This window comes from Dactylosporangium sp. NPDC049525, from assembly GCF_040676755.1.
GTDB lineage: Bacteria > Actinomycetota > Actinomycetes > Mycobacteriales > Micromonosporaceae > Dactylosporangium.
This window is the reverse complement of the sequence record NZ_JBFAPO010000017.1, coordinates 12,994-39,599: the sequence shown is the minus strand read 5'-3', so window position 1 is coordinate 39,599 and position 26,606 is coordinate 12,994. Positions and strand designations below refer to the sequence as shown.

25 protein-coding genes are annotated in these 26,606 nt (G+C 73.0%); 20 read left to right on the top strand and 5 right to left on the bottom strand.

What is annotated here, in order from left to right; translation table 11 throughout:
• Window positions 1–50 precede the first annotated feature (50 nt).
• The 4 genes from AB0K00_RS24240 to AB0K00_RS24225 are packed head-to-tail and all read left to right on the top strand — an operon-like array spanning window position 51 to window position 4,159.
• Entirely contained in the window at window positions 51–1,670 is a 1,620-nt protein-coding gene (locus tag AB0K00_RS24240; RefSeq protein ID WP_363523770.1) for a methyl-accepting chemotaxis protein, read from the top strand.
• Window positions 1,671–1,689: 19 nt separating this feature from the next.
• Complete coding sequence (locus tag AB0K00_RS24235; protein ID WP_363523769.1) at window positions 1,690–2,745, top strand: substrate-binding domain-containing protein; 1,056 nt, start codon at window positions 1,690–1,692, stop codon at window positions 2,743–2,745.
• A 60-nt stretch (window positions 2,746–2,805) separates the two neighbouring features.
• Window positions 2,806–3,600 carry an alpha/beta hydrolase gene (locus tag AB0K00_RS24230; RefSeq protein WP_363523768.1) on the top strand — a complete coding sequence of 265 codons (795 nt, stop codon included), beginning with the start codon at window positions 2,806–2,808 and terminating at the stop codon, window positions 3,598–3,600.
• Window positions 3,593–4,159: a TetR-like C-terminal domain-containing protein gene (locus AB0K00_RS24225; protein WP_363523767.1), complete on the top strand. Its 567-nt coding sequence runs from the start codon at window positions 3,593–3,595 to the stop codon at window positions 4,157–4,159. Before AB0K00_RS24230 ends, AB0K00_RS24225 begins: the two co-directional genes overlap by 8 nt.
• A gap of 199 nt (window positions 4,160–4,358) precedes the next feature.
• Here the strand turns inward: AB0K00_RS24225 and AB0K00_RS24220 are convergent, their stop codons facing one another.
• Window positions 4,359–5,138: a hypothetical protein gene (locus AB0K00_RS24220; protein WP_363523766.1), complete on the bottom strand. Its 780-nt coding sequence runs from the start codon at window positions 5,136–5,138 to the stop codon at window positions 4,359–4,361.
• A gap of 165 nt (window positions 5,139–5,303) precedes the next feature.
• Here AB0K00_RS24220 and AB0K00_RS24215 point away from each other — a divergent pair, with 165 nt between their 5' ends.
• The 13 genes from AB0K00_RS24215 to AB0K00_RS24155 all read left to right on the top strand — a co-directional run bounded on the left by AB0K00_RS24215 (window position 5,304) and on the right by AB0K00_RS24155 (window position 18,406).
• Window positions 5,304–5,756: an Rrf2 family transcriptional regulator gene (locus tag AB0K00_RS24215; RefSeq protein WP_363523765.1), complete on the top strand. Its 453-nt coding sequence runs from the start codon at window positions 5,304–5,306 to the stop codon at window positions 5,754–5,756.
• A gap of 10 nt (window positions 5,757–5,766) precedes the next feature.
• Window positions 5,767–6,192, top strand: coding sequence for a cupin domain-containing protein (locus tag AB0K00_RS24210; protein ID WP_363523764.1), 426 nt, complete (start codon window positions 5,767–5,769; stop codon window positions 6,190–6,192).
• Between the two features lie 2 nt (window positions 6,193–6,194).
• The gene (locus tag AB0K00_RS24205) at window positions 6,195–6,875 is read left to right on the top strand and encodes a DsbA family protein (RefSeq protein ID WP_363523763.1); all 681 of its coding nucleotides are present in this window, start codon (window positions 6,195–6,197) and stop codon (window positions 6,873–6,875) included.
• A gap of 307 nt (window positions 6,876–7,182) precedes the next feature.
• Window positions 7,183–8,715, top strand: a complete 1,533-nt coding sequence (locus tag AB0K00_RS24200) for an ABC transporter substrate-binding protein (protein WP_363523762.1) — start codon at window positions 7,183–7,185, stop codon at window positions 8,713–8,715.
• Window positions 8,712–9,722 carry an ABC transporter permease gene (locus AB0K00_RS24195; protein ID WP_363523761.1) on the top strand — a complete coding sequence of 337 codons (1,011 nt, stop codon included), beginning with the start codon at window positions 8,712–8,714 and terminating at the stop codon, window positions 9,720–9,722. Before AB0K00_RS24200 ends, AB0K00_RS24195 begins: the two co-directional genes overlap by 4 nt.
• On the top strand, window positions 9,719–10,543 hold the full coding sequence (locus tag AB0K00_RS24190; protein WP_363523760.1) for an ABC transporter permease: 825 nt from the start codon (window positions 9,719–9,721) through the stop codon (window positions 10,541–10,543). The genes AB0K00_RS24195 and AB0K00_RS24190 overlap by 4 nt, the downstream gene beginning before the upstream one ends.
• Complete coding sequence (locus tag AB0K00_RS24185; protein ID WP_363523759.1) at window positions 10,540–11,595, top strand: ABC transporter ATP-binding protein; 1,056 nt, start codon at window positions 10,540–10,542, stop codon at window positions 11,593–11,595. Before AB0K00_RS24190 ends, AB0K00_RS24185 begins: the two co-directional genes overlap by 4 nt.
• The gene (locus AB0K00_RS24180) at window positions 11,592–12,566 is read left to right on the top strand and encodes an ABC transporter ATP-binding protein (protein ID WP_363523758.1); all 975 of its coding nucleotides are present in this window, start codon (window positions 11,592–11,594) and stop codon (window positions 12,564–12,566) included. Before AB0K00_RS24185 ends, AB0K00_RS24180 begins: the two co-directional genes overlap by 4 nt.
• On the top strand, window positions 12,563–14,863 hold the full coding sequence (locus AB0K00_RS24175; protein WP_363523757.1) for a molybdopterin-dependent oxidoreductase: 2,301 nt from the start codon (window positions 12,563–12,565) through the stop codon (window positions 14,861–14,863). The genes AB0K00_RS24180 and AB0K00_RS24175 overlap by 4 nt, the downstream gene beginning before the upstream one ends.
• Before the next feature lie 85 nt (window positions 14,864–14,948).
• Complete coding sequence (locus AB0K00_RS24170; protein WP_363523756.1) at window positions 14,949–16,079, top strand: acyl-CoA dehydrogenase family protein; 1,131 nt, start codon at window positions 14,949–14,951, stop codon at window positions 16,077–16,079.
• On the top strand, window positions 16,076–17,209 hold the full coding sequence (locus AB0K00_RS24165) for an LLM class flavin-dependent oxidoreductase (protein WP_363523755.1): 1,134 nt from the start codon (window positions 16,076–16,078) through the stop codon (window positions 17,207–17,209). Before AB0K00_RS24170 ends, AB0K00_RS24165 begins: the two co-directional genes overlap by 4 nt.
• On the top strand, window positions 17,206–17,901 hold the full coding sequence (locus AB0K00_RS24160) for an alpha/beta hydrolase (RefSeq protein WP_363523754.1): 696 nt from the start codon (window positions 17,206–17,208) through the stop codon (window positions 17,899–17,901). Before AB0K00_RS24165 ends, AB0K00_RS24160 begins: the two co-directional genes overlap by 4 nt.
• A gap of 22 nt (window positions 17,902–17,923) precedes the next feature.
• The gene (locus tag AB0K00_RS24155) at window positions 17,924–18,406 is read left to right on the top strand and encodes a flavin reductase family protein (protein ID WP_363523753.1); all 483 of its coding nucleotides are present in this window, start codon (window positions 17,924–17,926) and stop codon (window positions 18,404–18,406) included.
• 77 nt (window positions 18,407–18,483) lie between these two features.
• Here AB0K00_RS24155 and AB0K00_RS24150 read toward each other — a convergent pair whose 3' ends face one another.
• Window positions 18,484–20,436 (bottom strand): discoidin domain-containing protein, encoded by a 1,953-nt coding sequence (locus tag AB0K00_RS24150; protein ID WP_363523752.1) that lies wholly within the window; start codon window positions 20,434–20,436, stop codon window positions 18,484–18,486.
• Between the two features lie 557 nt (window positions 20,437–20,993).
• Between AB0K00_RS24150 and AB0K00_RS24145 the strand changes: the two genes are divergently transcribed.
• Together AB0K00_RS24145 and AB0K00_RS24140 are read left to right on the top strand one after the other, a co-directional pair.
• The gene (locus tag AB0K00_RS24145) at window positions 20,994–22,415 is read left to right on the top strand and encodes an FAD-dependent oxidoreductase (RefSeq protein WP_363523751.1); all 1,422 of its coding nucleotides are present in this window, start codon (window positions 20,994–20,996) and stop codon (window positions 22,413–22,415) included.
• A complete protein-coding gene (locus AB0K00_RS24140; RefSeq protein ID WP_363523750.1) occupies window positions 22,396–23,169 on the top strand; it encodes a glycoside hydrolase family 16 protein in 774 nt (257 codons plus the stop codon). The genes AB0K00_RS24145 and AB0K00_RS24140 overlap by 20 nt, the downstream gene beginning before the upstream one ends.
• Here AB0K00_RS24140 and AB0K00_RS24135 read toward each other — a convergent pair.
• Window positions 23,159–24,094 (bottom strand): RNA polymerase subunit sigma-70, encoded by a 936-nt coding sequence (locus tag AB0K00_RS24135; protein ID WP_363523749.1) that lies wholly within the window; start codon window positions 24,092–24,094, stop codon window positions 23,159–23,161. The two genes, AB0K00_RS24140 and AB0K00_RS24135, sit on opposite strands and share 11 nt — an antisense overlap.
• A 71-nt stretch (window positions 24,095–24,165) precedes the next feature.
• Here AB0K00_RS24135 and AB0K00_RS24130 point away from each other — a divergent pair, with 71 nt between their 5' ends.
• Window positions 24,166–25,485 carry an MFS transporter gene (locus tag AB0K00_RS24130; RefSeq protein ID WP_363523748.1) on the top strand — a complete coding sequence of 440 codons (1,320 nt, stop codon included), beginning with the start codon at window positions 24,166–24,168 and terminating at the stop codon, window positions 25,483–25,485.
• Here AB0K00_RS24130 and AB0K00_RS24125 read toward each other — a convergent pair.
• Together AB0K00_RS24125 and AB0K00_RS24120 are read right to left on the bottom strand one after the other, a co-directional pair.
• A complete protein-coding gene (locus tag AB0K00_RS24125; protein ID WP_363523747.1) occupies window positions 25,469–25,936 on the bottom strand; it encodes a YfbM family protein in 468 nt (155 codons plus the stop codon). The two genes, AB0K00_RS24130 and AB0K00_RS24125, sit on opposite strands and share 17 nt — an antisense overlap.
• Window positions 25,933–26,592, bottom strand: a complete 660-nt coding sequence (locus tag AB0K00_RS24120) for a tetratricopeptide repeat protein (protein ID WP_363523746.1) — start codon at window positions 26,590–26,592, stop codon at window positions 25,933–25,935. Before AB0K00_RS24120 ends, AB0K00_RS24125 begins: the two co-directional genes overlap by 4 nt.
• Window positions 26,593–26,606 lie beyond the last annotated feature (14 nt).

The following is a 26,606-nucleotide window of genomic DNA, read 5'->3' as shown; positions in this document are numbered from 1 at the left end:
GGCGGGGCGAATCGCTCAGGTCGGACGTTTCGCCGCCGATCGGCGGTTTCGTGGAGCGTGCAGATTCGCAGCGTTCGAGACGTCAGTGGCTGGCGGACCAGCCGGTCGCCCGGAAACTGGTGCTGCTGGTGCTGGTGTGCTGCGCCGTCGGCGCGGTCGTGCTCGGCGTCGGGGTGACCAGCCTCGGCGAGGTCAACACCAAGGCCGCCGACCTCTACCGGGCCAACCTGGTGCCGTCGTCGCACCTGGCCGCGATGAACCAGTCGGCGATGAAGGTCCAGAACGACGTCGCCAACCTCGCCCTGTCCAACGGGCCGGTCGCCAGCAAGGCGTTCCAGGACGGCATCGCCGCCGCCGACGCCACGGTCGACCAGGAGCTCGACGCGTACCGGCAGACGGTCAGGACGACGAAGCAACGGCAGCTGCTGGCCCGCTTCACCATCTGGTGGGGCGCGTTCCGCAACATCCGCGACAACCGGCTGCTGCCGCTCGTGGCCGCCGGCGACATCCCCGGCTTCCAGGCCGCGTACCTCGGCGACGGCGCGACCGTCACCGCGAACGCGATGGGCGCGCTGTCCGACCTGCTCGCCTACGAGCAGGCCAGCGGCCGGGCCGGCGCCGACGACGCGTCCGACGCCTACGGCCGGGCCCGGGTCGCGATGGTCGTCGCGCTGCTCGTCGGGCTCGCCGCGGCGCTGCTGCTCAGCCGGTACCTGACCGGGCTCATCGTGCGGCCGATCCGCCGGGTGCACAGCGTGCTGACCGCGGTCGCCGCCGGTGACCTGACCGCCGAGGCGGACATCCCGCAGCGCGACGAGGTCGGCGACATGGCCCGCGCGCTGAACGCGGCCACCGCCAGCACCCGCGAGGCCGTGCGCAGCCTCGGCGACAACTCCGCGACGCTGTCCGCCGCCGCGGAGGAGCTCGCCGCGATCAGCCGGCAGATCGACACCAGCGCCACCGACGCCAACACCCGCGCCGAACTCGTGGCCCGCGCCGCCAACGAGGTCAGCGAACACGTCGCCGCCGTCGCCAACGGCGCCACGGAGATGGGCGGCGCGATCGAGGAGATCTCGCGCAGCACCGCGCACGCCGCCACGGTCACCGCGACCGCGGTGTCGATCGCGGCGACCACCAACGAGACCATCGGCAAGCTCGGCGCGTCCTCCGGCGAGATCGGCGAGGTCATCAAGGTGATCACCTCGATCGCCGGGCAGACGAACCTGCTCGCGCTGAACGCGACGATCGAGGCGGCCCGGGCCGGCGACTTCGGCAAGGGCTTCGCCGTCGTCGCCCAGGAGGTCAAGGACCTCGCCAGGGAGACCGCCCGCGCCACCGACGACATCGGCAAGCGGGTCCAGGCGATCCAGCTCGACACCGAGGACGCGGTCGCCGCGATCGGGCAGATCGGCGAGGTCATCGCGCAGATGAGCGAGTATCAGCACTCGATCGCCGCGGCCGTCGAAGAGCAGGCGGTGACGGCCCGCACGATGGGTCACAGTGTCGACGAGGCGGCCGGCGGGTCGGTCGACATCGCGAACAACATCGCCGGCGTCGCCGACGCCACCAAGTCGACCAATGAGGGCGTGACGAGCACCGGCGAGGCCGTCGACCAGCTCGCCCGCATGGCGTCCGACATGCGTGTCCTGGTGTCCCGCTTCACGTACTGAGCTTTGGGAGATCCGTTCGATGCGACGCCTCGCTGCACTGCTGCTGGCCGTTTCCGTCCTGTCCGGCTGCACCCAGTCCTTGGAGACCGACGACGGTGGGCCGTCGGCGAAGGTCGCCCTGCTGCTGCCGGAGCGCAAGGCCAGCCGGTACGAGGCCGGCGACCAGCCGTACTTCGCGCAGAAGCTGTCCGAGCTGTGCCCGGCGTGCGAGGTCGACTACCACAACGCCGAGCAGAGCGCCGACACCCAGCTGCAGCAGGCGAAGGACGCCCTCGCCAAGGGCGCGAAGGTCCTCGTGCTCACCCCGGTCGACAGCATCGCCGCCGGTGAGATCGTCGGGCTCGCCAAGGCGGCGAACGTGCCGGTGATCTCCTACGACCGGCTGGTGCTCAAGACCGCCGTGGACTACTACATCTCCTTCGACAACGCGAAGGTCGGCTCGCTGCAGGCGGCGGCGCTGCTGCAGGCCCTCGGCGCGAAGGCGTCCACGGGGGAGATCCTGTGGATCAACGGCTCGCCGACGGACAACAACGCGACGCTGTTCAAGCAGGGCGCGCACGCGGGGCTCGACGGCAAGGTCCGCGTCGCGGCCGAGTCCGACACCGCGGAGTGGAACCCCGACAACGCGAAGGCGTGGACCGCCCGCATCCTGCCGACGCTGCGGGGCCGAACGATCGTCGGGGTCTACGCCGCGAACGACGGCACCGCGGGGGGCGCGATCGCCGCGATGAAGGCCGCCGGCATGCCCCAGGTGCCGGTGACCGGGCAGGACGCGGAGACCGCGGCGCTGCAGCGGATCCTTGTCGGGGACCAGTACATGACGGTCTACAAGGCGATCCGCACCGAGGCGGAGACCGCCGCGACGCTCGCCAACGACCTGGTGCGCGGCAAGCGGCCGGCGGCGCCCGCGACGGTCGACAACGGCGCGGGGCAGGTCCCGTCGATCCTGCTGGACCCGGTGACCGTCACCAAGGACACGATCGCCTCGACCGTGGTGAAGGACGGCTTCGTCACGCCCAGCGCCCTGTGCGCGGGCGCCTACGCCGAGGCGTGCAAGGCGGCCGGCATCGCGTGAGCGCTTGACGTCCGGATTGCCGGCTTGACGGGACTGGCTAATGGCATTAGCTTTATGGCTATGGAACTTAGCCACGAAGGCGGCCGCATCGCGTACGACGACAGCGGCAATGCTGGACCCTTGCTGCTGTGCCTGCCCGGCATGGGCGTGACCCGCGAGATGTACGCGGCGGTGCGGCCGCTGTTCATCAAGGCCGGCTACCGCGTCGTGACCATGGACCTGCGCGGCCACGGCGACAGCGACGCCGTCTGGGCCGACTACTCACCCGAGGCCATCGGCCGCGACACCGTCGCGCTGCTGCGGCACCTCGACGCCGGCCCCGCCGTGCTGTTCACCAACTCCTACACCGGCGCCACCGCCGTCTGGGTCGCTGCCGAGGCGCCCGAGCTGCTCCACGCCGTCGTGCTCGGCGCCCCGTTCGCCCGGGTCATGCCGAAACCCAACCCCGTGATGCGCGCCGCCGTCTGGTCCGTCGGCCGCTTCCGTCCACTGTGGATGCTGTACTGGGCGAGCCTCTTCAAGACCCGCAAGCCGGATGACTTCGGCCAGCTGCGCGCGGCCCTGTCGGCGAACCTGGCCGAGCCCGGCCGGATGGCGGCGGTGCGGGCGATGTTCGCCTCCGACGTCTCCGTCTGCGAGGCCCGCATGAGCGAGGTCCGCACCCCGGCCTTGGTCCTGATGGGCGCCAAGGACCCGGACTTCCCCGACCCCGCCGCGGAGGCCCGGCTGGTCGCGGACCGGATCGGCGGCACCGTCACGATGATCGACGGCGCCGGCCACTACCCGCACTCGGAGTTCCCCGCCGAGACCGCCGCCGCCGTGTTCGCCTTCCTCGACCAGCACGCCATTGCCTAGGGCCGGCCTCAGCCGCGACGCGGTCGTCGACGCGGCCCTGGCCATCGTCGACGCCGACGGCCCGGCCGCGCTGACCCTCGCCGCGGTCGCGGCCCGCACAGGCGTGGCCACGCCGTCGCTGTACAAGCACGTCGGCAGCCTCACCGAGCTGCGCAACCTGCTCGCCGTGCGGCTCATCGACGAGTTCAACGCCGCCGCGACCACGGCCGTGATCGGCCTCAGCGGCGACGCCGCGCTGGAAGGCCTCATGCGTGCCTACCACCGCTACGCCGTGACCCACCCCCACCGCTACGCGCTGCTGCCGCAGGCCCCCGATCCTGACCCTGCGGTGGCGGCCGCGGCGGGCAGGTTCGTCGAGCTGTGCTTCGCCGTGCTGCGCGGCTACGACCTGGACGACGACGAGATGGTCCACGCGGCCCGGATCACCCGCGCCACCATGCACGGCTTCGCCGTCCTGCACACGTCGGGCGGATTCGGCCTGCCGCAGGACATCGACGCCACCCTCGACCGCCTGATCGCGACCGTCGTGCACGGCATCGGCGCCGCACTGCCACGCTGAGCGTGGCGGTTGCGGCTGCATGCGGTGCCGGCGCTGATGCCCACGCGCCCCCGGACCAGACGTTGATCAATGCCAGGATTTGCCGCTTTTGCGAAATGGACGGTGTGCGATCTACCCGCGGGATGATCTTTAAAATGGGGGTAGATCGCACACCGTCTATGCGGGCCTGGCTCCGCGGCCGGCGGGGCGGCGAGCCCGGTCACTCGTGTGGCAGCAGGAACCGGTGGTTGACCTGGAAATGCTTGCCGTCCGGGGTCGCGAACACCGGCCAGCGGGCCGGGTCGGGGCGCGGCACGGCACGCAGCAGCGCCCGGGCCTGCCGGTCGCGCAGGTCGAGCTGGGCGACGAACTCGTCCCGGCGCAGGTGCGGCACCGGCACCCCTGCGGGCCACGGCCCGACCAGCGCCGGCTGCTGCGGCGGCTGGGTCGGGTCGAGCAGGACCGCGATGAGCCGGACCGCGTCAGGGTGATACGACGAGCCGGTCCGCAGCGTACGGTCGCGCAGCTGGGTCAGGTGGTCCAGCAGCGAGTAGGACGCCGGAGGGTACGCCCGGTCCGAGCGGGTCTCCTCGAGTCCCTCGAACTGGGCCCGGAAGCGCCGGCCGTTGCCGCGCACCGTGAATACCGTCGACGGCACGTCGGCGATGACCGGCGCGCCGGGGCGGCGGCGGGTGTTGTCGGGGTCGCGCAGCACGGCGGTGGCGTGGTTGCGCAGCGAGCGCAGCGTGCCCTGGCTGATCTTCAGGCGGCGGCTCGCGTCGGCGATGAGCGTGCCGTCGTCGTATGCGGCGAGGCGCGGGGCGCGCAGCGCGTTCCAGCCGGCGGGGACGAACCCGCCGGTCAGCTCCCAGGTGAGCAGCGGTTGCGGGCGCCGGCCCGCCTCGGTGTCCTCCGGCGCGGCCACCGCGATCGCGGCGCCGCCGACGGCGGCCGTGAGGCCGACCGCACCCGCGCCGAGCAGCAGACTCCTGCGGTTCATGCTTTCGTCGCTCCCGTCCGGCCGGGCGTCGTGCCCAGCCACTGGTGACCTTAACGACAAAACGGACTAAAAGACTTTAAAAGCCGCCAGGGTACGTCCAGCGCAATGGATACATACCGAAGTCGGTTGGTAGGGTTTAGCTTGCTGACGACAAGCGAGGATGCGATGCGTGTATCGGCGAAGGCGGACTACGCGATCCGCGCACTGGTGGAGCTGGCGGCCGACGCCGGGCGTCCACTGGTCTGCGAGGGGATCGCGGCCGCCCAGCACATCCCCTACCGGTTCCTCAAGTCCGTCATGCGCGACCTGCGCCGCACCGGCCTGGTCCGCAGCCAGCGCGGCTGCGAGGGCGGCTACTGGCTCGGCCGGGACGCGGCCACGATCACCCTCGCCGACGTCGTCGGCGCGGTCGACGGCGAGCTGATGACCGTGCACGGCGAGAGTCCTGAAGGCCCCGCCGACGCGACCCGGGCGCCGGGCGTCACCGCGGTCTGGCGCGCGATCCAGGCCCGCACCGAGGAGATCCTCACCGGCGTCACCATCGCCGACCTGCTCACCGAGTCACCGGCGGAGCCCGCGGCGTCGCTGCTGGGCCTCGTCGGCAGCAGAACCGTCTAGGAGATTCCCCATGACCGATCACTGGCATGCGCCGCTGCGGCACATCAAGGGCAAGGAGCTCAGCGGCGACACCCGGCAGACCACCGGGATGACCCGCCTGGAGGCCGTCTCGGGCAAGACCGTCGGCTCGGAGAAGGTCTGGATGGGCCAGACCCACGTCGCCCCGGCGACCAACTCCGGCGACCACCACCACGGCGAGGCCGAGACCGCCATCTACGTCGTGTCGGGCCATCCGGTCTTCGTGTTCGCCGAGGGCGGCGCCGAGGTCAGGATCGAGACCGAGCCCGGCGACTACATCTTCGTGCCGCCGTTCGTGCCGCACCGCGAGGAGAACCCGGGCACCGAGGAGGCGGTCGTCGTCATCGCCCGCAGCAGCCAGGAGGGGATCGTGGTCAACCTGCCGAGCCTGTTCGCCGAAGGCGCGGCGGGAGACTGACCGTGCTGGAGGTCGCCGAGTTCACCGACCCGATGTGCCCGTGGGCGTGGGGTTCGGAGCCGACGTTCCGCCGGCTGCGCGAGCTGACCGCGGGCCGGTCCCGGTGGCGGCGGGTGTACGGCATCCTGTTCGACCACGACGACGACCCGCCGCCGGACCCGGCCGCGGAGACGGCGTGGTACTTCCGGTTCGTCCAGCAGGTCTCCGAGCACACCGGCGCGCCCTGCCCGGCCCGGCTGGAGCGGGTCGCGCTGAGCTCGTGGCCGGCGTCGCTCGGCGCGAAGGCCGCCGCCCGGCAGGGCGCCGAGGGTGCCGTCCTGCGGCGGCTGCGCGAGGCGATGTTCATCGCGGGGCGGCCGGCCGACACCGTCGAGCGTGTCCTGGCCGCCGCCGAAGGGGTCGACGGGCTGGATCCCGACGCCTTCGCCCGGGACCTCGCCTCGCCGGAGATCGAGGCCGCGGTCCGCGCGGACTGGCGGGAGACCCGCCGCCCGGCGGCCGAGGTGATCGGTCTCACCGCGCCGGGTCCACACTGCGGCGCCGCCAAACCGATCGACGGCGGTCTGCGGTACGCGCTGCCGACGCTGCTCTTCGAAGGGCCCCTGGGCAGGGAGATCGTGCCCGGATGGCGCCCGCTGCAGCAGTACGTGGACGCGGTCGAGCGCGTCGATCCGGCCCGGTAACTCCTATAAAAACCATCGGATTTGTCTCGAACAATAGGACACTTCCCGATGGCTATTGACGACACTGAAGCGGCGTCCGCATGATGGGCACATGACATCGACCCACCCCGGCGTAGTTCGTCGCTACGTCGACTTCCGGCGCACGGCCAGCGCCCTCTGTCGATAAGTCACCGTCGATCTATCGGGGCGCGTCCCCAACACCACTCGAAGCAGCCCCCGCAGCCGCAGCGTGCCCAGAGCCGCGCCGCGGACGGTTCCGCGCACCCTCACACACCTCTGCCGTACACCTCGAAAGGCTTCCGTCCCCATGAGCTCATCGCTGACCCGCAGGTCGTTCCTCGGACTTGGTGCCGTGGCCGGCACCGCGACCCTGCTCGCCGCCTGCGGTGACGGGACGGTCGCAGGCCCCGGCGGCACCGCCGGCGGCACCCTCAAGTGGGGCTGGTCCAGCGTCACCAGCTGGGACCCGGTCACCTCGTCCGCCGGCTGGGACGTGCACCTGCTGTCGCTGGTCTACGCCGGTCTCACCAAGCTCGACGAGAAGGGCAACGCCGTCCCGGCCCTGGCCACCGGCTGGAAGTACGACACCGCCGGCACCACGCTGACGTTCACGCTGCGGCCCGGCCTGAAGTTCAGCGACGGCACCGCCCTGGACGCCACCGCCGTCAAGAAGAGCCTGGAGCGCGGCCGCGACTTCCCCAAGTCGCTCGTCGCCGCACAGCTCGCCAACGTCAAGTCGGTCACCGCGCCCGACGCCGCGACCGTGGTGCTCGGCCTGGCCCAGCCCGACTACCAGATCCCGAACCTCCTCGCGGGCAAGACCGGCATGATCGTCAGCCCGGCGGCGTTCGAGGCCGACGCCGCCGCCCTGGCCACGAAGCCCGTCGGCGCCGGGCCGTTCACGCTCACCTCATACGTGCAGAACGCCAAGGCCGCCCTCACCCGCAACCCCGACTACTGGGACGCCGCGAACATCAAGCTCGGCGGGTTCGAGGCGTACCCGTTGCCCGAGTCCGCCACGGTCGTCGCCGCGCTGCAGTCCGGGCAGTACGACGTGGCGCAGATCCCCGGCAGCCAGGTCGAGGCCGCCAAGGCCGCCGGCCTGCAGGTGCAGGTCATCCCGTCGCTGGTCGTCGCGACCCTGGACGTCAACATCACCAAGAAGCCGTTCGACGACCCGAAGGTCACCGAGGCGCTGCGCTATGCCGTCGACCGGGCCGCGCTGCTCAAGACCGCGCAGTTCGGCCACGGCGAGGTCGCCTACCAGCCGTTCCCGAAGGGGTACGCCGGTTACAGCAACAGCCTCGAAGGCATCTACCAGTACAACCCCGACAAGGCGAAGCAGCTGCTCGCCCAGTCCAGCTACGGCACGTCACCGGTCGACGTCGTCATCACCACCGCCAAGGCCGAAGGCGTGCCGGAGCAGCTGCAGTCGCAGCTCAACGCCGCCGGGTTCAAGGCCACCATCGAGGTCATCCCGCAGGCGCAGGCCACGCAGCTGGTGTACGTCCAGCACAGCAAGGCCCTGTTCGTCGACCAGTTCGCCGGCCGGGACTCCGCCGTCCAGGCGTTCCAGGTGCTGTTCGGCAAGGAGGGCCTGATGAACCCCGGCCGGCAGACCCCGCCGGAGCTCGCCGAGGCCCTCGCCAAGGTCAGCAAGACCCCCCTCGATGACCCGACCTACCCCAGCGTCCTGCAGGCGGCGACCACGGTCGCGGTCAAGTCCATGCCCAACGTCTTCCTCTACAGCGTGCCGCGAATCCTCGCCCGCCGCGCATCCGTGTCGGCGATCCCCGAGTTCACCGTCGTCCAGCGCTTCGAAGGGGTGACCGTGTCATGACCACGCTGCTGTCCCGGCCGCCGTCGCCGGTGTTGCTACCACCGGCCGCGGAACCGCCGAAACACAAGTCGCGGCGCTGGATCGGTACCGTGGCAACGCCCGTCGTGGTGTTTCTGTTCTCGTCGCTGCTGACATTCGGCCTCGGCGCGCTGTCGCCGAGCAACCCGGCCGCCGCGGTCCTCGGCGAGACCGCCACCCCGGACGACATCGCCCGGATGAACCACGAGTTCGGCCTCGACCGGCCGCTGCCGGTGCAGTACGTCGACTGGCTGTTCTCGGCACTGCAGGGCGACCTCGGCCGGTCGTACTTCACCACCATCCCCGTCGCCGACAGCATCTTCGCGGCGCTGCCCGTCGACCTCGCCCTCGCCGGCCTCGCGGTCATCCTGGCGGTGCTCATCGGCGGCGCCGCCGGCATCGCCGCCGCGCTGCGGCAGGGCAGCCGCCTGGACCGGGCCGTCACCGCCGTCGCGTCCGCCCTCGGCACACTGCCGCCGTTCGTGCTCGGCATCGGCCTCATCGTCGTCTTCTCGGTGCTGCTGAAGGCGCTGCCGGCCGGCGGTTACGTGCCCCTGGAACAGGGCCTCGGGCCGTGGCTGCGCTTCGCGATCCTGCCCGCCCTCGCGCTCAGCCTCGACATCGCCGCGTCCATCGCCCGGCAGCTGCGCACGTCGCTGGTCGGGCAGCTCGGCGAGAACTACGTCACCGGCGCCGTCGTGCGCGGCCTCGGCACCCGGCGGGTCCTGTTCGGCCACGCCCTGCGCAACGCCATCGGGCCGGCGCTGACCGTCCTGGGCATCGGCGTGCCGATGATCCTCGGCGGCGCCGTCGTCACCGAGAAGATCTTCAACCTGCCCGGGGTGGCCCAGCTCGCCCTGCAAGCGGCCGGGCAGCACGACGTCCCGCTCATCCAGGGCACCCTGCTCGTCACCGTCACCGTGGTACTGGTGTGCAACACCCTGGTGAACCTGGCCGTGCTGCACCTCACCCCGCAGGGCCGGCGATGACTACGCTCACGGCCGCCCGGCCGGCCATCAAGCTGCCGTCAGCGCGATTCGCGCTCGCCGTCCTCGCCGTCGTGGCGTTCCTCGCCGTCTTCGGCGGGGCCGTCGCCCCGCACGACCCGCTGCTGCAGGACCCCGACCTGGCGCTGCACGGGCCCAGCCTCGGCCACCCGTTCGGCACCGACTACCTCGGCCGCGACGTGTTCAGCCGGCTCCTCGCGGGCACCGGCACCACCGTCGTCGCGGCACTGGAGAGCGTCGGCGTCGGCCTGGCCATCGGCGTCCTGCCGGGCCTCGCGTCGCTGTGGCTCGGCCGGAGCGTCGAATGGGTCCTGCTGCGCGCCGTCGACGCGGTCATGACCCTGCCGTTCATCGTCTTCGCCATCGCCGTCACCGGCATCCTCGGCAACGGCCTCACCCAGGCGATGGTCGCCATCGGGGTGCTGTTCGCGCCGCTGTTCTTCCGCGTCACCCGCGCCGCCGGGCTCAGCCTCACCCGCGCCCAGTACGTCGAGGCGGCCGAACTGTTCGGGGCCTCACGGTGGCGGATCCTGCGCACCCACGTGTGGGGCAAGGTCGTGCCGACCGTCGCCGTCACCGCCGCGCAGGCCACCGGCGGCGCGCTGCTGGCGGTGTCGTCGCTGACGTTCCTCGGCATCGGCGTCCAGCCGCCCGCACCCACGTGGGGCGGAGTCCTCGCCAGCGAACTGGGGTTCCTGGCCCAGCAACCGTGGGCGCCGGTGATCCCGGCGGCCCTGATCATGCTGGCGGTCGCCGCCCTCAACGCCCTGGCCGACGCGATCCGCCCCGGCGGCGCGTCGTGAGCCCGGTCCTGCGCGTCGACAACCTCCACGTGTCCGTCGGCGGCCGCCACGGTACGACCAGAGCCGGCGCTGTGCACGGCGGGCGCGAAGCCGTCCGGGACGTGTCGTTCGCGATCGAACGGGGCGAGTCCGTGGGCCTCGTCGGCGAGTCGGGATCCGGAAAGACCATCACCTGCCGCGCCGTCCTCGGCGTCCTCCCGCCCGGCGTGGCGGTCACCGGCGGCGGCATCCACCTCGGCGGCCCCACCGGCGGTTCGGGTGGCTCGGGCGGTTCGGGCGGCGACGTCGAGCTGACCGGGCTCGACCGGCGCGGGTGGGACGCGGTGCGCGGCAACCGGATCGCCGCCGTCTTCCAGGACCCCGCCTCCTACCTCAACCCGTCGCTGACCGTCGGCCGGCAGCTCGCCGAGCAGCTGCGGCTCAAGCGCGGCCTGCCCCGCGCGCAGACCCGCGCCGCCGCCGTCGACCTGCTCGCCGCGATGGGGCTGCGCCGGGCGTCGGCGGTGTTCGACCAGTACCCGCACGAACTGTCCGGCGGCATGCTGCAGCGGGCCCTCATCGCCATCGCCGTCGCCGGTGAACCCGAGCTCCTCGTCGCCGACGAGGCCACCACCGCCCTCGACGCGGCCGTGCAGGCCGAGGTCCTGGACCTGCTGCGGCACCTGCGTGAGGAGCGCGGCCTGGCGCTGCTGCTGGTCAGCCACGACCTCGCCGTCGTCGCCGAGGTCTGCGACCGGGTCGCGGTCTTCTACGCCGGTGAGATCGTCGAGCAGGGCCCGACCGCCGACGTCATCGCCAACCCGCGGCATCCGTACACCGAGGCCCTCCTGCGGGTCGCGTCGCTGGGGGACTGGCGGCGCCGCGACCTGGAGGTCATCCCGGGGCGGCCGCCGGAGCCGGGCGCGATGCCCGCCGGGTGCCGGTTCGCGGCCCGCTGCGCGCACGCCACCGACACCTGCGCCACCCCGGTCGTACTGTCCACGCTGGACGGTGCGGGCGACCGTCAGGTCCGGTGCCACCGGGCCGCGACCCTGGAACTGGTGGGCGCATGAGCAGGCTGCTTTCCGTCGATCGGCTCGACGTCACGTTCGACCGGCACCGGGTCCTGGCCGACCTGTCGCTGCAGGTGCAGGCGGGGGAGATTCTCGGGATCATCGGCGAGACCGGCTCCGGCAAGACCACCCTCGCCCGCGCCGTCGTCGGGCTGTCGCCGGTGCGCTCCGGCCGGATCACGTTCGACGGCACCGACGTCACCGCGCTGCGCGGCAAGGCCCGCCGGGCGTGGCGGCGCACCGGCCAGGTCCAGTACGTGTTCCAGGACCCGCTGCGGGCGCTGGATCCGCAGCACACCGTCGCCCGGATCGTCGCCGAAGGGCTCACCGTCGCCGGTGTCCTCGACCGGGCCGCGATCGAGGCCCGGGTCACCGCGGCGCTCACCCAGGTCGGGCTCGATCCGTCCCTGGCGGACCGGCTGCCGGGGCAGATCTCCGGCGGTCAGCGGCAGCGGGTGCTGCTCGCCCGCGCCGTCGCCCTCGAACCGCGGCTGCTGCTGTGCGACGAACCCGTCAGCGCTCTCGACGCCTCCAACCGCAACCACGTCCTGCGGCTCCTCGCCGACCTGCGGGACTCCTCCGGGGTCACCGTCGTCGTCATCTCCCACGACCTGAGCTCCCTCGCCGGGATCGCCGACCGGGTCGCCGTCCTCTACGGCGGGCGGCTGGTCGAACACGGCCCGATCGACCGGGTGCTCAGCAGGCCGCGGCACCCGTACACGGCGCTGCTCACCGCGTCCGCGCCCAGCGTCCGCCGCGAACACCCGATCCCCGCGCGGGCGCTGCGCCCGTCGCCGGAGCACACCCCGGTCGCCGCGTTCGGCGCCGACGCCTGCTCCTACGCGTCGCGGTGCCCGTTCGCGACCCAGGCGTGCGCCGCCGCACCGGCGTCCACAGTGGACGACGGGTGGGCCGTGGCGTGCCACCACGCCGGCGAGTGGCGCTCCCAGCTGACCGTCGGCGCGCGATGAGCACCCCGACCACCTCCCACTGGGGCGCGTTCCGGGTCCGGGCCGACGCCGGCGGCGCGCTCACCGTCGAGGCGCACCCGGCCGACCCGGCGCCGTCGCCGCTGCTGGGCAACGTCGCCGGCGGGCTGCGGCACCGCACCCGCGTGGCCCGGCCCGCGATCCGGCGCGGCTGGCTCGACCACGGGCCCGGCCCCACCGACCGGCGCGGCCGCGACGGCTACGTCGAGGTCGACTGGGACACCGCCCTGGACCTCCTGGCGGCCGAGCTCGACCGGGTCCGCCGCGAACACGGCAACGAGGCGGTCTTCGGCGGCTCGTACGGCTGGGCCAGCGCCGGGCGGTTCCACCACGCGCAGAGCCAGCTGCACCGCTTCCTCAACGGGTTCGGCGGCTACACGGGCTCCCGCAACTCCTACAGCCTCGGCACGTCGCTCGTCCTGCTGCCGCACGTCGTCGGCGACGCCGAGGAGGTGCTGCGCAACGCCTCCTCGTGGCCGACGCTCACCGAGCACACCGAGCTGCTCGTCGCGTTCGGCGGCGTCCCGGCGAAGAACGTGTACGTCACCCCCGGCGGCGTCACCCGCCACACCACGCCCGGGCACCTGCGCCGCCTCGCCGAGCGGCGGGTGCCGGTGGTCCTCATCAGCCCGCTGCGCGCCGACCTGCCGGCCGACGTCGCCGCCACCTGGCTGCCGGTCGTGCCGGGCACCGACACCGCGCTGATGCTCGGCCTCGCACACACCCTCGTCGCCGAAGGCCGGCACGACCGGGCGTTCCTCGACCGGTACACCACCGGCTTCGACACCCTCGCGCGCTACCTGCTCGGCGAGGCGGACGGCGTGGTGAAGGACGCCGCCTGGGCGGCCGGGATCTGCGGCATCGACGCCGCAGACATCCAGGCGCTGGCCCGGCGGATGGCGGCGGCCCGGACCCTGGTCACCGTCACCTGGTCGCTGCAGCGCGCCCAGCACGGCGAGCAGCCCGTCTGGGCCGGGATCGCCCTGGCCGCGCTGCTCGGCCAGATCGGGCTGCCCGGCGGCGGCTTCGGCCACGGCTACGGCTCCATGGGCGACGTCGGTGACCACGGCCCCAACCGGCGCCTGCCGTGGCTGCCGCAGGGCGCCAACCCGGTCCGCGGGTTCATCCCCGTGGCCCGCATCGCCGACATGTTGTTGCGGCCCGGCGACACCTACGACTACAACGGCGAACGGCGCACCTATCCGCAGGTACGACTCGTGTACTGGGCCGGTGGAAACCCCTTCCACCACCACCAGGACCTCACCCGGCTGCGGGAGGCGTTCGGCCGGCCCGACACGGTCGTGGTGCACGAACCGCACTGGACGTCGACCGCCCGGCACGCCGACATCGTCCTGCCGGTCACCACCGGCCTCGAACGCGACGACCTCGGCGGCGGCCGCCGCGACACCCACCTCATCGCGATGCACCGCGCCGTCGAACCGGTCGGGCAGGCCCGCGACGACCACGCGATCCTCGCCGCCCTCGCCGACCGGCTCGGCTTCGGCGCCGCGTTCACCGAGGGCCGCACCCCGCGGCAGTGGCTGCGGCACCTGTACGACGGCTGGCGCGACGACCTGCGGGCCGAAGGCCACGACGTGCCGGACTTCGACGCGTTCTGGGCCGCCGGCGAATACGAACTCCCGGCCGGGCCGACCCACTTCACGCTCTTCGAGGACTTCCGGGCCGGGCGGACGCGGCTGCGGACCCCGAGCGGCCGGATCGAGCTGTACTCCGAGACCGTCGCCGGGTTCGGCTACCCCGACTGCCCCGGGCACCCCGCGTGGCTGGAACCCGACGAGTGGCTCGGCGGCGCGGCGGCGGCCCGGTTCCCGCTGCTGCTCATCGCCAACCAGCCCGCCACCCGGCTGCACAGCCAGCTCGACGTCGGCGCCACCAGCCTCGCCGGCAAGCGCGCGGGCCGGGAGGCGCTGCACCTGCACCCGCTGGACGCCGACGACCGCGGCATCACCGACGGCGACGTCGTGCGGGTCTTCAACGACCGGGGTGCCTGCCTCGCCGGCGCGGTCCTCGACGACGGCCTGCGCCGCGGCGTGGTGCGGCTGCCGACCGGCGCCTGGTTCGACCCCGTCGAGGAGCCCGGCGGGCGGCTGCTGTGCGTGCACGGCAACCCCAACGTGCTCACCGGCGACGTGCCCAGCTCCCGGCTGTCGCAGGGCTGCACCGGCCAGCACGCCCTCGTCGAGGTCGCCGCCCTGACCGGGCCGCCACCGCCGGTCACGGTCCACCACCCACCGCCGCTGGAAAGGATTTCCGCATGAGCGGCCAGCGAAGCGGCTCGGGCCGTTCATCAGGATTGCAGGTTGAGCTCGTGCTGACGCCTGGAGCGCAGCGGAAGGTGGCGACATGAGCCTGGACGTGGTGACGCAGGAACTCGCCGCGCGTGCGGCGGAGCACGACCGGGACGCGTCGTTCCCCTACGACGGGATCGCCGTCGTGCACAAACACGGGCTGCTGACCGCCACCGTCGCATCCCGCTACGGCGGCGAGGGCGCGGGGCTTGCTCGTACCGTCGACATCCTGAGCGCACTCGGGGCCGGCGATCCGGCGGTGGCCCTCGTCTCGGCGATGACGCTGTTCACCCATGCCGCGCAGGCGCGCCATCCGTCCTGGCCGGCGGCGCTGTACGAGGAGCTGCTCGCCGAGTCCCGGCAGTGGCCGGCGCTGGTCAACGCGCTGCGGGTCGAGCCGGAGCTCGGCACTCCCGCGCGCGGTGGCCTGCCGGCGACGATCGGCCGCCGCGACGGCGACGCGTGGCTGGTCAGCGGCCACAAGATCTTCTCGACGGGTGCGGTCGCGCTGTCGTGGATGGCCGTCTGGGGCCGCACGGACGAGGACCCGGCGCGGGTCGGGTCGTTCCTGGTCCGCGGCGGCAGCCCCGGTGTGCGGGTCGAACCGACCTGGGACCACCTCGGGCTGCGCGCCAGCCGCAGCGACGACGTCCACCTCGACGCGGTGCGCGTGCCGCTCGACGCGTTCGTGCACACCCCGGACGGCCGCGGCGCGGACCTCATGGCGTGGAACGCGCTCGGGCTCGCCGCCCTGTACCTCGGCGTGGCGAGGGCCGCCCAGGACTGGCTGATCGGGTTCCTGCACGAGCGAACCCCGGCCGCGCTCGGTAAACCCCTCGCGACGCTGCCCCGCTTCCAGAGTGCGGTGGGGGAGATCGAGGCGTCGCTGGTGTCGGCCACGGTGCTGGTGCGCGCCCTCGCCGCCGACTACGACGCCGGGCTCACCGTCCAGTCAGGCATCGGCAAGCTCGTCGCCACCCGCGCCGCGATCGGCGCCGTCGAACAGGCCGTCGCGCTCATCGGCAACAACGCCCTCAACCGCCGCAACCCCCTGGAGCGCCACCTGCGCGACGTGCTCTGCGCCCGCATCCACACCCCACAGGACGACACCATTCTCGCCGCGGCCGGCCAGGCCGCGCTGTCGAACCACTCGCTTTCCCAGCACACGAAGGAGCAGACGCCATGACGGTCGAGTTCGTCGGCATGATCGGCACCCAGCACGCCTCGGAGATCCACGCGCCGTCCGGGCCGGTGATCGACCCGGCGTACACGCGCCGGTTCGCCCGCGCCCACGAGGACGCCGGCTTCGACCGGATCCTCATCGGCTACGGCTCCGGCTGGCCCGAGGGCGGCCAGGTCGCCGCGCACGTCGCCGCCCACACCGAGCGGCTCGGCCTGCTCATCGCGCACCGCCCCGGCTTCGTCGCGCCGACCCTCGCCGCGCGGCAGTTCGCGACCCTGGACCAGTTCAGCGGCGGCCGGGTCGCCGTGCACACCATCACCGGCGGCAACAACGCCGAGCAGCAGCGCGACGGCGACTACCTCGACAAGGACGAGCGCTACGCGCGTACCGACGAATACCTGGAGATCCTGCGCCGGGCGTGGACGTCGCCGGAGCCGTTCGACTACGACGGCCGCTACTACCGCTTCGCCGACTTCGCCGCGCACGTCCAGCCGGCGCACCGCATCCCGCTGTTCTTCGGCGGTTCGTCGGAGGCGGCGTACCGCGTCGGCGGCAAGCACGCCGACACGTTCGCGTTGTGGGGTGAGCCGCTGAAGGAGACCGCCGAGCAGATCGCGTCCGTGCGGGCCGCCGCGGCCGCCGCCGGCCGCACCGACGTGCCCGGCATCAGCGTGTCGTTCCGGCCGATCCTCGCCCCGACGGAGGACCTCGCCTGGGAGCGGGCGCACGCGATCCTCGACACGATCACCAGCGGCGCGGCGAAGTGGCCGCAGCGGGCGTGGCGTACCAACGGCGCACCGGAGAACGTGGGCTCGCAGCGGCTGCTCGCCGCGGCCGCGAAGGGTGACCTGCACGACCGTGCACTGTGGACGGCCCCGGCGAAGGCGACCGGCGCCGGCGGCAACTCGACCGCGCTCGTCGGCACGCCGGAGACGGTCGCGCAGGCGCTGCTCGACTACGTCGACATCGGCGTCACCACGATCCTGATCCGCGGCTACGACCCCCTCGACGACGCGATCGACTACGGCCGGCACCTGCTGCCGCTGATCCGTCAGGAGCTCGCGCACCGGGCCGCTGCCGCTCCCGTCGTTGCTGTCGCCCAGGCCGAGCCGGTCGCGGCGGGTGCCCGGTGACCGCGACGATCGGCGCGCCGGTCGTGGCCGGTGCCCGCTGGGACCCGCCGGCCGCCATCGCGGTCCGCGGCACGGTGCTGATCCTGCCGGGCCGCGGCGAGCACGCCGGCGTCTACGACCGCTTCGGCCGCCGCATCGCCGCCGACGGGTACGCGGTGCGCTCGGCAACTCCTTCGACGGCTGTCGAGCTGGCTGCCGACGCGTCCGGCCCGGTCGTCGTCGCCGGGTCCGACACCGGCGCCCTGCACGCTCTGGCGCTCGCCGCCGCGCATCCCGGGGTGTTCGCCGGGGTCATCGCCGCCGGGGCGCCCTCGGCGGACGGGGTCACCGTCGACTGGGAAGGTGAGCTGGAGGCCCGCACCGCGTGCCCCACCCACCAGGCCAGGCTCACCGGCGACACCGGCTTCCAGCGCGGCGCGCTCGCCCTGCCGGTCGCGGCGAACCTTCTCGCCCCGGCGCCGGTCGAGGTGCCGGTCCTCGTCCTGCACGGCGAGGCCGACACCGTCAGCCCCGTCGCCGCCGCGCGGGAGCTCGCCGACCGGCTGCCGAAGGCGGAGCTCGGCACCGTCCGCGACGGCCGGCACGACGTGCTCAACGACGCCACGCACCGCACCGTCGCCGCGCACGTCGTGCAATGGCTGGAGCGGCTGCGGGCCGACGCCGACGTCCGGCCGATCCTCACCGTCCACTAAGGCTCACCGAGGAGGTCCCGCGATGACCGTCACCGCCATCGAACCCGACCTGTTCCGCCAGCTGCTGCGCCGGCACGCGGCCGGCGTCGTGGTGATCACCGCGACCGGACCGCACGGCCCGGCCGGGTTCACGGCGACGTCGTTCACGTCCGTGTCGCTGCACCCGCCGCTGGTGTCGTTCTGCCTGGACCGGCGCTCGTCGAGCTGGCCGACGGTCGAGGCCGCCGGCCACGTCGGGGTGCACGTCCTCGCCGACGCGCAGGAGCACGTCGCGCGGCAGTTCGCGACCAGCGGCATCGACCGCTTCGCCGCACCGACCCGCTGGCGGCCCGGCGCGCACGACGTCCCGGTCCTCGACGGCGCCCTCGCGGTCCTCGTCTGCCGGGTGGTCGAACGCGTCCACGCCGGCGACCACGCGATCGTGCTCGCCGAACCGGTCCTCGGCGAACATCAGGAGGGTCTGCCGCTGCTGTACCACATGGGCCGCTACCTCAAAGCGGCCTGAGACGGCGGGTGGCGACCGGACGCCTGGTCGCCACCCGCCTCAGCCCTGACCGTCGGCGTCGGTCAGGGAAGCTCCGTTCAGGCCGAGTAGACGCGGAACTCCGACACCTGGCCGGCGGGCCAGCCGGTGTTGGCGGTGAACGTCAGCCGCAGGTACCGCACGGTGGCGGTGTTCGGGAACGTGATGGTCACCGTGTTGCCGGTGGACTGGTTGAACGTGTAGCTGGCGGAGCCGACGATGGTCGCGCCGTTCGCGCCGTCGGTGACCGACAGTGTCTGGTTGCGGGTGCCCCAGTTCGACGGCAGCGTCAGCACGACGCGTTTCGTGGCCGTCGCCGCGCCGAGGTCGACCTGCAGCCACTGCGGCCACGCGTTGTTGGCGCTCTCCCAGTAGGTGCCGGTGTTGCCGTCGACGGCGTTGCCGCTGCCGTACACCTGGGTGTGGCTGCTCTCCGAGGTCGGCTTGCCCTGCGCCAGGTTGGTGTTGTTGTTGGGCGGTGCCGAAGTGGTGACGGTGACGGCGTTGGAGGCGCCGGACGTGTTGCCCGCCGCGTCGTAGGCGGCGACCGTGAACGTGTACGCCGTCGACGCGGTCAGGCCCGTCACGGTGAAGGCGAGGGTGCTGGTCGTGCCGACCGCGGTGGTCGTGGAGCCGGTGACCCGCGAGATGCGGTAGCCGGTGACGCCCACGTTGTCGGTGGCGGCGTTCCAGGCGAGGGCGACCGTCGTGTCGGTGTTGCCGGTGACCCGCAGGTTGCCGGGCACGCTGGGCGCGGTCTGGTCGGGGCCGGTCGGGAACGGCACCGTGAACCTGGTCGCGGTCAGCGCGATCTGGCCCTTGAGCATCCGGCCGCCGTCGTTGGTGAGGCGCAGGTAGTAGTCCGACGAGCAGGGGGTGCCGTCCTCGTCGAGGGCGCGCATCCCGGAGTTGGTCGGCTGCCACGCCGCGCTCTCCGCGGTCTTGGCGATCTGGTTGCCCTCGTTGAACTCGTCGAACATGGAGATGTAGACGCTCGGCACCCCGGCGCGGGTGTGGTTGTAGAACTGCCGCCACATCAGCTCGCCGTGGCGGCGGTGGCCGGAGGCGAGGTCGCCGGGGATGATGCACGGCTGGTAGTCGATGCCACGGGCGTTGAGGTCGGCGAGGTCGGGCAGGACCCGGTTGGTGTAGAACCAGTCGGCGCCGTTGTTGTCGCTGATCCGGCCGACCATCCACGGCGAGATCATGTGGAACGCGTGGTACACGTCGATGAACCCGGGGCGGGAGTCGTCGGTGCCGAGCCGCCAGTGGGTCGGCACGCCGCCGATCACGTAGCAGCCCTGGTTCTTGAACCAGTTGATGACGTCCAGGCACTGCGCCGGCGTGAACGGGCGGCCGTCGTCGTTGAAGCCGAAGCCCCAGATGCACACGACCGGCTTGCCGTTCTGCTTCGCGTACGCGGGGGAGGAGGTGTACGCCGACATCTTCGTGGTCCAGTCGGTCTTGATCTCCGACTGCATGGTGAGCCACCAGGTGACGTCGTACATGATGTAGAACTTTCGGCCGGTCGCCTCGGCGGCGGTGCGGACCTTCGCCGCCATCGCGTCGCGGGTCGGTCCTTCGCCCCCGAACGGGTTGAAGCGCTGCAGGGCCGCCACGTCGCAGCCGTTCTGCTGCATCCACCGGAAGTGGGTGTCGACGGTCTGCTGGTCGTAGGAGGAGAACAGGTTCGCCGGCTGGCCGTTGCCGAGGTTGGCGAAGTTCGTGCGGTATCCCTTGGTGAAGTCCCGCATGTCGGGCCAGCAGGTGATGGAGCAGGCGCCAGGTGCGGGCGGCTGGGACCAGTTGGGGCTGTAGTGCCACCAGCCGTTGATCGGCGCGCCGTCACCGGGTGCGGCGAACCAGCCCTGGTAGCCGACGGTGACCTTGCCGACGACGTCGCCGGGTGGGCTGGCGGCCTCGGCGCCGGTGGTGGCGACCGCGATCGGCAGGGCGGTGGCGGCCGTCCCGGCGAGGGCGGTGGTGATGACGGAGCGGCGGGAAACTCCCATGTGGACTCCTCGGGTGTGCCCGTCGGTGCCCGTCCCGCGCACGAGGCACGGCCGGCCCGATGGCGGTCGGGCGCGGCACGACGCTGCGGCGGGACGCCGCGACGGCCGCTGCGGCGGGGAGCCGCGGTGGCCGCTGTGGTGCGGTGGCCGCGGTGGTGCGTGGTGCGGCGGCCGCTGCGGTGCGTCGGTGCGGGGGAGGGCGGGACGACGGACGACGGGTGGGGGCGTGCGTGGCGGGGCAACGGGCAGGCGGGCCCGCGGACCGGCACGGAGCAGCCCACGCGTGTCACGGCGCGGTTGGCGGTGCTGGCATCTCATGTCGGCTTCTGCGCTGGAATCCTGCCAGCAACCGGCAGGCCAACGCAATACTTCGATGCAATCATCGCAAGATTCCGACGGAGCCTTGTGGTGATGCGTGTCCTCCGCGGGTAGGACGTAGGCGGGCCTCGCCTGCAAGGACATTGCGCCAGGTGAATGCCCTGGTCGGGCGCGCATCGAGAAGGTTCTTCGCGTGTTGGGTAAGATCCTCGATGGGTTTCGAAACATGGGGAGAGCCGGTGGCAGTGACAGCAGCGCAGCGTTTCGCGGAGATCAACACGCCGAACCCGCCGGAGGACCCGAAGGTCCTCATGCGGCGGGCGGTGGTCCTCGGCGGCAGCATCGCCGGCCTGATGGCCGCCCGGGTCCTCGCCGACCACGCCGACGAGGTCGTCATCATCGAGCGCGACGACACCGACGTCACCGGCGGGCCGCGCCCCGGCGTGCCGCAGGGCAGCCAGGTCCACGCGCTGCTGCCCGCGGGGCAGGTGCAGCTGGACCGCTGGTGGCCCGACTTCACCGAGCGTGCCATCGCCGCCGGTGCCCCGGACGAGCGCCGCACCGACGCGAGGATCTTCATCAACGACGAGCTGCGCAGCGTCGCCGAACCCCCGGCGGAGAAGCCGATCCTCATCACCACCCGGCCGTTCCTGGAGGCCCAGGTCCGCCTGCGGGTCCTGGAGAACCCGAAGATCCGCATGGTGTACGGGCGAGCCGAGGGCCTGCTGTTCGCCGACGGCGAGGACGGCGGCGTCATCGGCGCCCGCTACGTCCCGGCCGGCGCGGCCGAGCCCGTCGACGCGCCCGCGGACCTCGTCGTCGACGCGATGGGCCGGGCCAGCTCGCTCAACGACTGGCTCGAGCAGCGCGGCTGGCCCCGCGCCCCGATGCAGCGGATGCCCATCAAGCTCAACTACGCCTCGGCCCTGTTCCAGCGCGACCCCGCGGTCAGCGACACCTGGATCGCGATCTCGCAGACCACCCCGGCGAAGGACCGCGTCGCCCGTATCGGCGGCGTCAGCTCCGTGGAGGGCGACCGCTGGATCATGCTCGTCGCCGGCTACGACGACGACCGGCCCACCCGCGACGTCGAGGACTTCGCGAAGCGCTGCCGGCGGTACTTCCCGCAGATGTTCGGCGACATCGCCGAGCGCGGCACGATGATCGGCAACGTCATCACCTACCACCAGGCCGACAGCCGCCGCCGCGACTTCGACCAGGTCGACCGGCTGCCCACCGGGATCCTCGCGGCCGGCGATGCGGTCGCCTCGTTCAACCCCGTCTACGGTCAGGGCATGACGTCCGCGACGCTGCACGCCTCGTGCCTGTCGGAGTGGCTGCGCACCGAGCCCGACCTGGCCACCGAACCGGCCCGCGGCTACTTCGAGCGGGTCCGCGTCGTGGTCGACGCCGCCTGGCAGGTCTCCACTTTCGCCGACCTCGGCCTGCCGCACATCACCAGCGGCCAGCCCCGCGGCTACAAGGCCATCAAGTGGGCGAGCGAGGTCATCCTCAAGGCGTCCATGACCGACGCGGTCACCAACGAGCGGCTCAACCGCGTCACCACGATGCTGGATCACCCCAACGCCCTCGCCAGCCCCGGCCTGCTGCTGCGGGCCCTGCGCCTGAAATGGTTCGGCGGTGCCCGCGCCTCGGCCTGACGGCCTCGTCGACGACTTCGACACCGCGACCCTCGACGCCGCGGTGTGGCTGCCGCACTACCTGCCGGCGTGGAGCTCGAAGGCCGCCACCGCCGCCACCTACGAGCTGCGCGACTCCTGCCTGCGCCTGTCGATCCCGCCCGCGCAGGGGCACTGGCTCCCCGGGGAGCACACGCCGCCGCTGCGGGTCTCCGGCGTCCAGTCCGGCAACTGGTCCGGCCCCGCCGGCGGCACCGCCGGCCAGCAACCGTGGCGCGACGGCGCCACGGTCCGCGAGGCGCAGGAGCCGTTCTGGGGCTGGACGCCGCGCTTCGGCCGCCTCGAGCTGCGCGCCCGCATGCTCCTCACGCCCCGGTCGATGGCGGCGTGGTGGCTGGTCGGCCAGGAGGACGTGCCGGAGCGCTGCGCCGAGATCTGCGTCGCCGAGGTCTTCGGCGACGCCGTCGAGCCCGGCGTCTCCGCGGCGGTCGGCATGGGCCTGCACCGGTTCCGCGACCCGGCCGGCGTCGAGGACTTCACCGCCGTCCGCCTCCCGATCGACGTCGCGCGGTTCCACACGTACACGGTGGACTGGACCGCCGGCCGCGTCGACTTCCTCGTCGACGGCGCCCACGTCCGCTCCTGCGCCGGCCCGCCCACGTATCCGATGCAGTCGATGCTCGCCGTCTTCGACTTCCCGGACCGTTCCGACGGCACCGACGACGACGCCGTCCCGGAGCTCGTCGTCGACTGGATCCGGGCGGTCAGAACCTGAAGTACGGCATGAGCGCGTTGTCGACGAAGCGGGTCATCGCGCTCACGCCCGCCCCGGTGACCGTGAGGACGAGGACACCGTGCGGGTGCCAGCCGGGTTCGTCACCGTCGGCGATCCAGCAGCCGAACGCGGGTTGCAGGTTCGCGCCGGTCGGGACGAGCCGGAGGCGGCGGGTCCCGGAGCGGAACCCGACCGTGCGCATGAACCCGGCGATCGCGTCCCGGCCCTGGTACTCCAGCGGCGCCGGCGGCATGGTCAGCCACGCGTCACCGGTCATCAGGGCGACCATCGCGTCCACGTCACCGGCCTCGACGGCTTCGGCGAACTGGGCGGCGGCGGCTCGGACCCGCGCCGGCGGCACCGTGGCCGCGGGTGCCGGGAGCGCGGCCCGGGCCCGTTTCAGCGCGCCGGCGACCGCGTCCTCGGTCGTGCCGAGCAGGTCGGCGACCTCGGCGGCGCGGTAGCCGAGCACGTCGCGCAGCAGCAGCACCGCCCGCTGCCGGGCCGGCAGGGTCTGCACCGCCGCCATGAACGCCAGCGAGATCGCCTCCCGCTGCTCGTAGCGGGCCTCGGGGCCGGGTGCGGCGTCGGGCAGCCCGGCCAGGTACGTGTCCGGGATCGGCTGGAGCCACGACGGCTGCACGGTCCTCGTCGGCGGGGGAGCGGCGGCGCCGAACTCCGGCGTCGTCCGCGGCCGGCGGCGCCCGTCGCGCAGCGCGTTGAGGCACCGGTTCGTCGCGATCCGGTGCAGCCAGGTCCGCGCCGAGGACCGGCCCTCGAACGTGTCCAGCCCGCGCCACGCCGCCACCAGGGTCTCCTGCAGGACGTCCTCGGCGTCCTGCACCGAACCCAGCATCCGGTAACAGTGCACGTACAGCTCCCGCCGGTGCGGCTCGACGAGGTCGCGGAACTCCAACTCGTTCACTTGCACATCTTCCACGCACCGTTCTGACACCGACCGACCGGAAAACCGGTCGGTCGGTGTCCACCTCAGGTATGACGACACCGATCCAACGCTGGGTGCTCGGGTTGAGCGCCGCCGCATCGTTCATGGTGGTCCTCGACATGCTGGTCGTGGCGACCGCCCTGAGCACGATCCAGCGGGACCTGCACGCCTCGCTCGCCGACCTCGAATGGACCGTCAACGCATACGTGCTGAGCTTCGCCGTGCTCCTGATGACCGGCGCCGCGCTCGGCGACCGGTTCGGCCGGCGCCGGATGTTCGCGGCCGGGCTCGCCCTGTTCACGGCCGCGTCGGCGGCGTGCGCCCTCGCGCCGTCAGTGGGGTGGCTGATCGCCGCAAGGACCGTGCAGGGCGCGGGCGCGGCCCTCGTCATGCCGCTGGCCCTTGCGCTGATGAACGCCGCGTTCCCGCCGGAGCGTCGCGGCTGGGCGACCGGCGTCTACGGCGGGGTCACCGGGCTGGCCGCCACCGTCGGGCCGGTCGTCGGCGGCGCGGTCACCCAGGGGCTGGCCTGGGAGTGGATCTTCTGGCTCAACGTGCCGGTCGGGCTCGTCGCGGTGCCGCTGGTGCTCACCCGTACCCCGGAGAGCCACGGGACCAGGGTCACCGCCGACGTCCCCGGCCTGCTCCTCGCCGCCGCCGGCGCGTTCGGGGTGGTGTGGGCGCTGATCCACACCGCGTGGGTGCCGCTGCTGCTCGGGCTGGCCGCCGTCGCGGCCCTCGTCGTGCGGGAGCGGACGACCACGGCGCCGATGCTGCTCCTCACCCGCGGCGCTGCCGCCGGCAACGCGGCGATCTTCTTCGTCAACGCGACCCTCACCGGTGGCATCTTCCTGGCCGCACAGCTGTTCCAGGTGGTGCACCACCTGGGTCCACTCGACGCGGGCCTGCGGCTGCTGCCGTGGGGCGTGGCGCCGCTGCTGCTCGGGCCGAGGGCCGGCGCGCTCGCGGACCGGTTCGGCGAGCGGCCGCTGATCGTGGCCGGGACCGCGCTGCAGGCCGTCGGCATGGCGTGGTTCGGGCTCGCCGCCGGCGCCTCCTACGCGCTGCAGGTGGTGCCGATGACCCTGTCCGGGGCCGGGATCGCCCTGGCCATCCCCGCGATCACCCGCGCGGTGGTGAGCCGCTCCGCGCCGGTCGACCTGGCGAAGGCGTCCGGCACGTTCAGCACCCTGCGGCAGCTCGGCGGGGCGTTCGGCGTGGCCGTCCTCGGCGCGGTGCTGGACGCGCGCGGATACGGGCCGGCGCTCGCCTCCTCGGCGATCCTCGCCGCCGGCGCGGTCGTCGCGGCGTTCCTGCTGCCGGACCGGCTCCCGGACCGGCTCCCCGTGCCGGTCAGCTCACCCAGATGAGGACGCTGTCACCCTCTGCGGCGGCGACGTGGAAGAACGTTGCCAGGGCCTCGTACGACTGTCGCAGGTAGTCCAGGGAGTCCGGGTCGTGCCAGATCTTCGGGTACACGTCGTCGGCGATGAGCGCGGCCGGCTCGTAGTGCGCGGCGAGGGACCCGAACGGGGTCGTGTTGAGGAACGCGGCGGCGGTTGCGACCTCGTCGGGGGTCAGCACCCGCGGCGAGTCGTAGCCCCACTGCTCGTCGGTGATCGGTACGCCGCCGCTGATCACGTCGACGGGCGCGTCGACCTGCGCGAGCAGGAACTCCAGGCCGCCCCACGCCTTGTCGATGTCGATGTGCGGGCGGTCGGTGATCTGGTCGTTGGCGGCGAAGTGGTCGGTCCGCAGCAGATCGCGCAGCTCGGCCAGGTCGCCGTCGCGCAACCGCGCATACTGCGTGATCATGCTCATGACGCGCGATCGTAGTCGAGCGCCTGGCGTGCCTCACCGACCTGGCGTGCGACGCCGGCCGCGCCGTGCTCCGCGGCGAGCCGCTCCGCGCGGTCCAGCAGCCCCGGGACCTCGTCCAGCCGGCCGTCGGCGGCGGCCACATACGCGAGACCGACCAGGTTCGCCGCGACGCCGGCCTGGTGACCGAGCTCCTCCCGCAGCCGGGCCGACGCGAGCAGGTGCTCCCGGGCCTCGTCGAGGCGGCCCGCCAGGTGCGCGGAGATGCCCAGGTGGCGCAGCACGTACGACAGGGTGCGCCGGTCACCGGCGGCGGTGGCGAGGGTCCTGGCCCGCTGCAGCGCCGGCACGGCCGCGTCGTCGTCCTGCCGGACCACCTGGTGGAAACAGCCGATCCAGAACAGCGCCTCGCCCTCGCCCCGGCCGTCGCCGAGCTGCTGGTAGAGCTGCGCGGCCCGGGAGAACAGCGGCAGCTCCGCCGGGTCCTCGACCCGGTCCCGCAGGAACCGCGCGTGCACGACCCTGCCCCGGGCCAGGGCCAGGTCCGCCTCGACGGCGTCGAGCTCGCGGTCGGCGGCGGGCAGCGCCTCGTGGTCGCCGCCGAAGACGCTCCGCTCGTACAGCTCCTGGGCCCTGGCCAGGTGGTGCTCCGCGCTCATCGGGCAAGCATAGG

Excerpts from the sequence above, each read along its gene's own strand:
- AB0K00_RS24210 (WP_363523764.1), top strand. The coding sequence starts at position 5,767 with ATGACCGATCACTGGCATGCGCCGCTGCGGCACATCAAGGGCAAGGAG.
- AB0K00_RS24130 (WP_363523748.1), top strand. The coding sequence starts at position 24,166 with ATGACGACACCGATCCAACGCTGGGTGCTCGGGTTGAGCGCCGCCGCA.
- AB0K00_RS24175 (WP_363523757.1), top strand. The coding sequence starts at position 12,563 with ATGAGCACCCCGACCACCTCCCACTGGGGCGCGTTCCGGGTCCGGGCC.
- AB0K00_RS24230 (WP_363523768.1), top strand. The coding sequence starts at position 2,806 with ATGGAACTTAGCCACGAAGGCGGCCGCATCGCGTACGACGACAGCGGC.
- AB0K00_RS24150 (WP_363523752.1), bottom strand. The coding sequence starts at position 20,436 with ATGGGAGTTTCCCGCCGCTCCGTCATCACCACCGCCCTCGCCGGGACG.
- AB0K00_RS24215 (WP_363523765.1), top strand. The coding sequence starts at position 5,304 with ATGCGTGTATCGGCGAAGGCGGACTACGCGATCCGCGCACTGGTGGAG.
- AB0K00_RS24220 (WP_363523766.1), bottom strand. The coding sequence starts at position 5,138 with ATGAACCGCAGGAGTCTGCTGCTCGGCGCGGGTGCGGTCGGCCTCACG.
- AB0K00_RS24125 (WP_363523747.1), bottom strand. The coding sequence starts at position 25,936 with ATGAGCATGATCACGCAGTATGCGCGGTTGCGCGACGGCGACCTGGCC.
- AB0K00_RS24235 (WP_363523769.1), top strand. The coding sequence starts at position 1,690 with ATGCGACGCCTCGCTGCACTGCTGCTGGCCGTTTCCGTCCTGTCCGGC.
- AB0K00_RS24155 (WP_363523753.1), top strand. The coding sequence starts at position 17,924 with ATGACCGTCACCGCCATCGAACCCGACCTGTTCCGCCAGCTGCTGCGC.
- AB0K00_RS24120 (WP_363523746.1), bottom strand. The coding sequence starts at position 26,592 with ATGAGCGCGGAGCACCACCTGGCCAGGGCCCAGGAGCTGTACGAGCGG.
- AB0K00_RS24165 (WP_363523755.1), top strand. The coding sequence starts at position 16,076 with ATGACGGTCGAGTTCGTCGGCATGATCGGCACCCAGCACGCCTCGGAG.
- AB0K00_RS24170 (WP_363523756.1), top strand. The coding sequence starts at position 14,949 with ATGAGCCTGGACGTGGTGACGCAGGAACTCGCCGCGCGTGCGGCGGAG.
- AB0K00_RS24195 (WP_363523761.1), top strand. The coding sequence starts at position 8,712 with ATGACCACGCTGCTGTCCCGGCCGCCGTCGCCGGTGTTGCTACCACCG.
- AB0K00_RS24200 (WP_363523762.1), top strand. The coding sequence starts at position 7,183 with ATGAGCTCATCGCTGACCCGCAGGTCGTTCCTCGGACTTGGTGCCGTG.
- AB0K00_RS24190 (WP_363523760.1), top strand. The coding sequence starts at position 9,719 with ATGACTACGCTCACGGCCGCCCGGCCGGCCATCAAGCTGCCGTCAGCG.
- AB0K00_RS24180 (WP_363523758.1), top strand. The coding sequence starts at position 11,592 with ATGAGCAGGCTGCTTTCCGTCGATCGGCTCGACGTCACGTTCGACCGG.